Origin of the sequence: Streptomyces spiramenti (genome assembly GCF_012034385.1) — a bacterium.
Lineage (GTDB): Bacteria > Actinomycetota > Actinomycetes > Streptomycetales > Streptomycetaceae > Streptomyces > Streptomyces spiramenti.
On record NZ_JAAVJB010000242.1, the window covers coordinates 1 to 7285 of the forward strand.

General features: G+C 73.0%; 7 protein-coding genes and 1 pseudogene. 1 reads left to right on the top strand and 7 read right to left on the bottom strand.

Going from position 1 to position 7285, the window contains the following annotated elements; all coding sequences use genetic code 11:
* Together HCJ92_RS20520 and HCJ92_RS20525 are read right to left on the bottom strand one after the other, a co-directional pair.
* Positions 1-258, bottom strand: a pseudogene (locus HCJ92_RS20520) (hypothetical protein); the annotation flags it as partial.
* 149 nt (positions 259-407) lie between these two features.
* The gene (locus HCJ92_RS20525; RefSeq protein WP_420824750.1) at positions 408-1052 is read right to left on the bottom strand and encodes a SigE family RNA polymerase sigma factor; all 645 of its coding nucleotides are present in this window, start codon (positions 1050-1052) and stop codon (positions 408-410) included.
* Between the two features lie 412 nt (positions 1053-1464).
* On the opposite strand from HCJ92_RS20525, the gene HCJ92_RS20530 reads away from it, so the two are divergent.
* On the top strand, positions 1465-2319 hold the full coding sequence (locus HCJ92_RS20530) for an aminotransferase class IV (RefSeq protein WP_167935098.1): 855 nt from the start codon (positions 1465-1467) through the stop codon (positions 2317-2319).
* 241 nt (positions 2320-2560) lie between these two features.
* Here the strand turns inward: HCJ92_RS20530 and HCJ92_RS20535 are convergent, their stop codons facing one another.
* The 5 genes from HCJ92_RS20535 to HCJ92_RS20555 form a co-directional block, all read right to left on the bottom strand.
* The gene (locus tag HCJ92_RS20535; protein WP_167935099.1) at positions 2561-3832 is read right to left on the bottom strand and encodes an aspartate kinase; all 1272 of its coding nucleotides are present in this window, start codon (positions 3830-3832) and stop codon (positions 2561-2563) included.
* A gap of 517 nt (positions 3833-4349) precedes the next feature.
* A complete protein-coding gene (locus HCJ92_RS20540; protein ID WP_167935100.1) occupies positions 4350-5117 on the bottom strand; it encodes a DUF5063 domain-containing protein in 768 nt (255 codons plus the stop codon).
* A complete protein-coding gene (gene recR, locus HCJ92_RS20545; RefSeq protein ID WP_167935101.1) occupies positions 5110-5709 on the bottom strand; it encodes a recombination mediator RecR in 600 nt (199 codons plus the stop codon). The genes HCJ92_RS20540 and recR overlap by 8 nt, the downstream gene beginning before the upstream one ends.
* Positions 5710-5863: 154 nt before the next feature.
* Positions 5864-6202, bottom strand: coding sequence for a YbaB/EbfC family nucleoid-associated protein (locus tag HCJ92_RS20550; RefSeq protein WP_167935102.1), 339 nt, complete (start codon positions 6200-6202; stop codon positions 5864-5866).
* 193 nt (positions 6203-6395) lie between these two features.
* The gene (locus HCJ92_RS20555; RefSeq protein ID WP_167935103.1) at positions 6396-7157 is read right to left on the bottom strand and encodes a hypothetical protein; all 762 of its coding nucleotides are present in this window, start codon (positions 7155-7157) and stop codon (positions 6396-6398) included.
* Positions 7158-7285 lie beyond the last annotated feature (128 nt).

Genomic DNA, 7285 nt, shown 5'->3' on the forward strand with positions numbered 1-7285 from the left:
TGCCGACGACTCGGTCGGCACCCCCTCGGCCTCACCGGTGGGCGGTGGGCCGGCGACCGGGCCGGCGAGATCTGCGAGCAACGCGTCGAAGGGCGACCGGGCGGGAGCGGGGGCGGCGACGGGAGCCCCGTCCGTGGCGGCCTCGGGCCGCGCGTGGCCGTCCGCGGCAGCGGTGGCGGCGGTGCCGGCCTGGCCGTCCGCGGCGGCGGCCTCGGGCCGCGCGGGTTCCTGGGACGACCGGCTGGCGGCCGTGGTCATATCCGGTACAGGTGCGCCGTCGGCGGCGCCCACCGCCTCGTCCGTCGGGTCGGTACCCTCCGTGCCGCCCGGGGACGCGGCCTCCGTGGGAACGGCCGGGGCCGCGTCCTCCCGGCCCCCGTGCCGCGGTTCCCGCGCCGGGCCGCCGCTCACTGCTGCGCCTCCATCGCGACCCGCAGCGCGGCGATGCCCCGGGAGCCGTACGCCTTCACCGAGCCGGTCGATATGCCGAGCGAGTCGGCGACCTCCGCCTCCGACATGTCGGCGAAGTAGCGCAGCACCAGGACCTCGCGCTGGCGGCGCTGGAGGTTGCGCATCGCCTTGATGAGATCGGCGCGTTCCAGCTTGTCGTAGGCGCCTTCCTCGGCGCTGGCCATGTCCGGCATGGGCTTCGACAGGAGCTTCACGCCGAGGATGCGGCGGCGCAGCGTCGAGCGGGAGAGGTTGACGACCGTCTGGCGGAGGTAGGCGAGGGTCTTCTCGGGGTCGCGGACCCGGCTGCGGGCGGAGTGGACCCGGATGAACGCCTCCTGGACGACGTCCTCGCAGGAGGCGGTGTCGTCGAGGAGGAGGGCCGCGAGGCCGAGGAGCGAGCGGTAGTGCTGCTGGTAGGTCTCGGTCAGCTGGTCGACGGACGTGCCCTCAACCATGGAGGCGTCCGTGTCCTCGGTGGCTATCCGGACGGGCGCCGCCTCGTGAGCGGGTATCGGGGCGATCACCGGGAACCCCGCAACGGGACGCGGGAGGGCGGTCGACCGGTGCACGGGTGCGGTGAATTCCAGTACCTCTGCCACGCTTGTTGGACACGCGCTCCCCCGCGTTGGTTGTACGGCGCGCACAGGTTTCTCGCCGCCGGGCACACCGCCCTCATCCGCACCGCCCGTCTCCGTCCAGGGCCCGATCCGCGGGGCGCGCACCGGGCGCGTGGGCTCTGCCCGGCGCCGTCAACGCCACCGCCGGCACGCCGTTCGCGCCGCGGGGGCGTCAATCCTCCCCCGCGTGGTGGGCTCGATCAACCCGGCCGAGGCGGTGAGTTGATCACGGAACGTTCACAGTTGAGCAGCATCGGAGATAAGAGCGGCAACTCCCGGACAACCGGTCAGGCGGTGACCGCTGTGCCGCTGGGCCCGCCGCGTCCCCGGCCCTCGATGCGGGCCGCGTGGTGCCGCCCGCCCGGGGCTGCCACTCCGCTGAGATCCTGTCCGTATGGCACAACCTCCCCGACGTCCCGTCGCCGAGCTGGACGGCCACCCCGTGAGGGGCGAGGCACTGCTGGCCCCCGCCCTCACCGGCTACGGGCACTTCACGACGATGCGCGTCGTCGACGGCTGCCGGGTGCGCGGGCTCGACCTCCACCTGGCACGACTGGTCCGCGACTCCCGTGCGCTGTTCGGGACAGAGCCGGACACCGACCGGATCCGGCGGTACGTTCGCCGGGCCGTCGCCCGGCACCACGGCGCGGCGGTGACCGACGCCGGTGCCGGTGCCGGTGCCGTTCCCGACGGGGACGTCATGGTCCGGGTGACCCTCTTCGATCCGGAGCTCGACATCGTCCGTCCGGCCACCGAGGCCGAACCCCGCGTGCTGGTGACGGTCCGGCCTGCACCCGCCTCGCACCCGGCACCGCTGCGGGTCCGGACGACCCGGCACCTGCGCGACCTGCCGACGGTGAAGCACATCTCGCTCCTCGGCACTCTGCACGCTCGCCGGTCCGCGCAACTCGACGGCTGGGACGACGTGTTGTTCGTCGATCCGGAGGGGCACGTGACCGAGGGCGCGACCTGGAACGTCGGCTTCGTCCGGGACGACTCCGTCGTGTGGCCGTGCGGTGAGTCGCTGCCCGGGGTGACCTCCGAGCTGCTGCGACGGACGGACCCGGGGTGCGGCGGGACGACGGTCGGCGTGGAGCAACTCCCGCAGATGACAGCTGCGTTCGCCACCAACGCGGGCGTGGGGGTCCGGCCGCTCGCCGCCGTGGACGACGTGTCGTTCGACACCGGGCACCCCGTGCTCGACCGGCTGCGCCGCGCCTACCTCTCCGTGGACGCGCAGCCGCTGTGACGGACGGCGCCTGCCGCGGCACCGGGCGACGCGACCAAGCGCGGCGCGGGCAGGCGCGGGCGGCGCGGGCGCGGCACGGGGGGGGCCGCCCTGAGACGCCGACGGCCGGTCGCCTCCCCGTGGCTACGGGGTGGCAACCGGCCGGTGCGGTGCGCGCGGTTCGCGTCCCGCCCGCCGGAGCGGGCCGGGGCGCGGCCGGAGACGGGCGACTGCACGCCGCCCGCGATGCGCGGGGCGTGACTCAGCGGCCGGTGCCGCCGTAGACGACGGCCTCGTCGCTCTCGGAGTCCAGTCCGAACGCGGTGTGCACGACGCGGACCGCCTCGTTGACGTCCGCCTCCCGGGTGACCACCGAGATGCGGATCTCCGAGGTGGAGATCAGCTCGATGTTGACCCCGGCGTTCGACAGCGCCTCGAAGAAGGTGGCCGTCACACCCGGGTTGGTCTTCATCCCTGCGCCGACCAGGGAGATCTTGGCGATCTGGTCGTCGTAGCGCAGAGACTCGAAGCCGATCGCGCCCTTCCGCTTCTCCAGCGCGCCGATGGCCGTGGGGCCGTCCGTCTTCGGCAGGGTGAAGGAGATGTCGGTGAGGCCCGTCGCCGCGGCGGAGACGTTCTGCACCACCATGTCGATGTTGATCTCGGCGTCGGCGACGACGCGGAAGATCGCCGCGGCCTCGCCCGGCTTGTCGGGGACCCCGACGATCGTGATCTTCGCCTCGGAGGTGTCGTGCGCGACACCGGAGATGAGCGCCTGCTCCATCGGCTGGTTCCCTCGCGGTTCGTTGCTGACCCAGGTGCCCTGCAGTCCGGAGAAGGACGACCGCACATGGATCGGGATCTGATAGCGGCGTGCGTACTCGACACAGCGGTGCAGCAGCACCTTGGAGCCGGAGCTGGCCAGCTCCAGCATCTCGCCGGCCGAGATCCAGTCGATCTTGCGTGCCTTCGGCACGACCCGCGGGTCGGCGGTGAAGACGCCGTCCACGTCGGTGTAGATCTCGCAGACCTCGGCGTCGAGGGCGGCGGCGAGCGCGACGGCGGTGGTGTCGGAACCGCCGCGGCCCAGCGTGGTGATGTCCTTGCGCTTCTGGGAGACGCCCTGGAAGCCCGCGACGATCGCGATGTTCCCGTCGTCGACCGAGCTCTTGATACGGCCCGGGGTGACGTCGATGATCCGCGCCTTGTTGTGCACGGAGTCCGTGATCACACCTGCCTGGCTGCCCGTGAAGGACTGCGCCTCGTGCCCGAGGGACTTGATGGCCATGGCCAGCAGGGACATGGAGATGCGCTCACCGGCGGTCAGCAGCATGTCGAACTCGCGCCCCGACGCGACCGGCGACACCTCCTTGGCGAGGTCGATCAGCTCGTCCGTTGTGTCACCCATCGCTGACACCACGACGACGACCTGATGGCCGCCCTTCTTGGTGTCGACGATTCGCTTGGCAACGCGCTTGATGCCTTCGGCATCGGCAACGGAGGAGCCGCCGTACTTCTGCACGACAAGGCCCACGTGTGCTCGCTCCTCGAATCAGTCTCGCTCTCCGGGCCCCCTCGCGGGGGACACCGGCCGGCTCAGCTTACCGAGCGGACACCTTTCGCCCATTTCGCCGCCACATCATGAGACGGTGTGCCCGCTCCGGGGTCACCCCTGCCCGTCCCACCAGGCGACACACCGAACGTGCGACAGCTCACAGCGGCGAAACCACTCGTAAGGGCGCATTACATCCGCGCACGGCACCTTCACATGCACCGCGTACGGGCGCAACCGCCGGCCCGTCGGCAGCACCACCGGGGCGCACGGAGCCGCGCCGCACGTGGCGCCCGAGGCTGCGGGCGGCGTGACGGGCGGCCGGTGCGCGGTGACGGGCGGTGGCCGTGGAGCGTGTCCGCGAGGCAGGGAGTCCGGCCCGGCGCCGCCCGCCCGGCCTCCGGCGTCGAGCGGAAACGGCCGACCGCGCCGACCCGCTGCCCCTACCGGGGTCGAGCGGGCGGCGCGGTCGTGCTGCCGAGAGGGGGCGGCCGGGTCGTCAGGCCGGGTCGGGGCGCAGCCCGAGCGGCGCGGCGATCTCCACCGCCATCACCCGACCCGCCTGGCGCTCCAGGTCGCCGTCCTCCACCTCGGTGTCCGTGTCGAGCCCGTCCAGCTCGGCGAGCGGCGTGTCCAGGCGGACATGCGCCACCAGCGACTGCACCGCGCGCAACGCGGCACCGGCGGTGGGGCCCCAGTTGGAGAGGTAGGAGAACTGCCACCACCACAGCGCCTCACCGACGCGCCCGGCCCGGTAGTGCGCCATGCCGTGCCGCAGGTCCGTGACGACGTCGGCAAGGTCGTCGGAGATCCGGCAGGCGACGGGCATCGCCCGCGGCACGTACGGGTCGAAGACCTCGGAGTAGACGTCCACCGGTTCCAGCAGCCGGGCCAGGCCGTCGCGCAGCCCGTCCATGTCCGGCTCGGGCCCGGTGTCCGGCTCGTAGCGCTCCTCGGGGACCACGTCCTCGTGGGCGCCGAGGCGCCCGCCGGCAAGGAGCAGCTGCGAGATCTGGAGCAGCAGGTGCGGCACGGCGCTGTCGGGGTCGTCGCCCTTGGCGATCTCCGCGACGGCGATGATGAAGCTCTCGATCTGGTCGGCGATCTGGACGGCGAAGGCGTCCGGGCCCTCGACGGCGGAAGTCGCGGCGGTCGCCGCGGCGAACCCCGCGGAACCCTCCAGGACGGCGGCGGGCGCGGGCCCGCCCGTCACGTTCAGGAGCTCGGTGGCGGTGAGTGCGTTGGGTGCGGTGGTGGCATCAGACATCGAGTAGTCGCCTCCCCTCGAAGGCACGCCCCAGCGTGACCTCGTCGGCATATTCCAGGTCTCCCCCGACGGGCAACCCGCTGGCCAGGCGGGTGACCTTCAGGCCGAACGAGCCGACCATCCGGGCCAGGTACGTGGCCGTGGCCTCGCCCTCCAGATTGGGATCGGTGGCAAGGATCAGCTCGGTCACCGTGCCGTCGGCAAGGCGCGCGAGGAGTTCCTTGACCCGGAGATCCTCCGGGCCGATGCCGTCGATCGGGCTGATCGCACCGCCCAGCACGTGGTAGCGCCCCCGGAACTCCCGGGTGCGTTCGATGGCCACCACGTCCTTGGACTCCTCGACCACGCAGATGACCGTCGCGTCACGTCGGGGATCGCGGCAGACCCGGCACTGCTCATCCTGTGCGACGTTGCCGCACACCGAGCAGAACCGGACCTTCGCCTTGACCTCGTTCAGCGTCTGCGCGAGCCGGCGCACGTCCACCGGGTCGGCCTGGAGGATGTGGAAGGCGATCCGCTGCGCGCTCTTGGGACCGACGCCGGGCAACCTGCCCAGTTCGTCGATGAGGTCCTGGACCACGCCTTCGTACACGGATGCCTTCCCTGTTCTTCCCTTGAACGTCGGTGGGTTTGAGGCTAGTTGTCCGGCCGCTCCACCGCTACCACGTGACTGTCACCCACGCGGGTCACCCGTCGTCCCGTCCGCCCCACCACCGCGACGCCCCCGGCGGCCGGGGGCGTGCCGGTCAGAAGGGCAGGCCGGGGATGCCGCCGCCACCCATGCCCTGGGCCAGCGGACCGAGCTTGGCCTGCTGGAGCTGCTGGGCGTTGTCGTTGGCGGCGCGCACCGCGGCCACCACCAGGTCGGCGAGGGTCTCGGTGTCGTCGGGATCCACCGCCCTGGGGTCGATCTCCAGCGCCTTCAGCTCTCCCGCGCCGGTCACCACCGCCTTGACCAGGCCGTTGCCCGCAGAGCCCTCGACGGGGGTCTCCGCGAGCTCCTGCTGCGCCTGCGCGAGGTCCTGCTGCATCTTCTGGGCCTGCTGCAGCAACTGCTGCATGTCCGCCCCACCACCGGGAAACACGGCCGCTCCTGGGAGTCGATGAAAAGCACGTACCCCTTGAGCCTACGGTCTGCCGTCGCCGAGCACTCCCCGATGTCCTTTTGACGGTGGTACGACCCGCCCGGCGGGGCCTGGGGGCTGGGCACGCACCGGGAGCCGGTGGCCCGCTTCGGCGATTCGTCGGCAGTGGGCGGGAAACCCCGGGCTCGGGTCACTAGTAGTCGTTCTGGACCTGTTCGATGATCGTGGCGCCGAGGCCGTCGATGATCAGCTCGGGGCCGGAGAGGGCCTTCTCGTCCAGGTCGGCGTCGTCGTACGCCGGCATGTCGTCCTCGATGGCGACCGGGGGCGAGGACGGCCGACCGGACATCCCCGTCGCGGCACCACCGCCGGAGGGGGCGTGGCCGGCGCTCTGACCCTGACCGCCGGCGGGACCGCCGTGCCCGCCCTGCGCGCCCTGGCGCCCGCCGTTCGGGGCACCCTGACCGCCGCCGTGGGACTGCCCGCCGTGGGACTGCCCGCCGTGGGCCGGGCCGCCGTTGTGGGGGCCCTGACCGCCGCCATCAGCGGGAGGCCCGCCGGGACGGCCCCCCGGCTGCGGCGCCTGCGGCGCGGGCGCCGTGGGGGGCGCGGCGGGAGGCGACGGGGTGAACCCCTGCGGGCCGCCACCGTACGAGCCGCCGCCACCGGGCCCGGCCGGGGCGGCACCGCCGCCGCCCTCGACCACGGCCTCGACCTTCCACGGGGTTCCCAGCACCTCCCCCAGCGCCTCACGCAGCGGATCGTCGCTGTTGCTGTTGACGAAGCTGTCGCGCGCCCCGACCGTGGCGAAGCCGACGCGGAGGGTGGAGCCGTCCTCGCCGCTGATCCGGGCGTTCTGGCTGAGCAGGATCCAGCTGAAGCGGCGGCGCTTCTTCACCGCCTCCAGCACCGCGTCCCACCGCGGCTGCACCTGCGGGACTCCGCCGGTGGCCATGGGCGGCGGAGCCTGCTGCGGCTCCTGCCGGTGGCCACCGCCCTGCTGCGGGCCGGTCGGGGCGGAGTGCGGCGCCGGGCGCTGTGCGGCGCCGCCCTGCACCGGGAGAACCTGATCGCCCACGGCGA

Coding starts and splice junctions, on each gene's coding strand:
- HCJ92_RS20530 (WP_167935098.1), top strand. CDS start 1,465: ATGGCACAACCTCCCCGACGTCCCGTCGCCGAGCTGGACGGCCACCCC.
- HCJ92_RS20540 (WP_167935100.1), bottom strand. CDS start 5,117: ATGTCTGATGCCACCACCGCACCCAACGCACTCACCGCCACCGAGCTC.
- HCJ92_RS20555 (WP_167935103.1), bottom strand. CDS start 7,157: ATGGCCACCGGCGGAGTCCCGCAGGTGCAGCCGCGGTGGGACGCGGTG.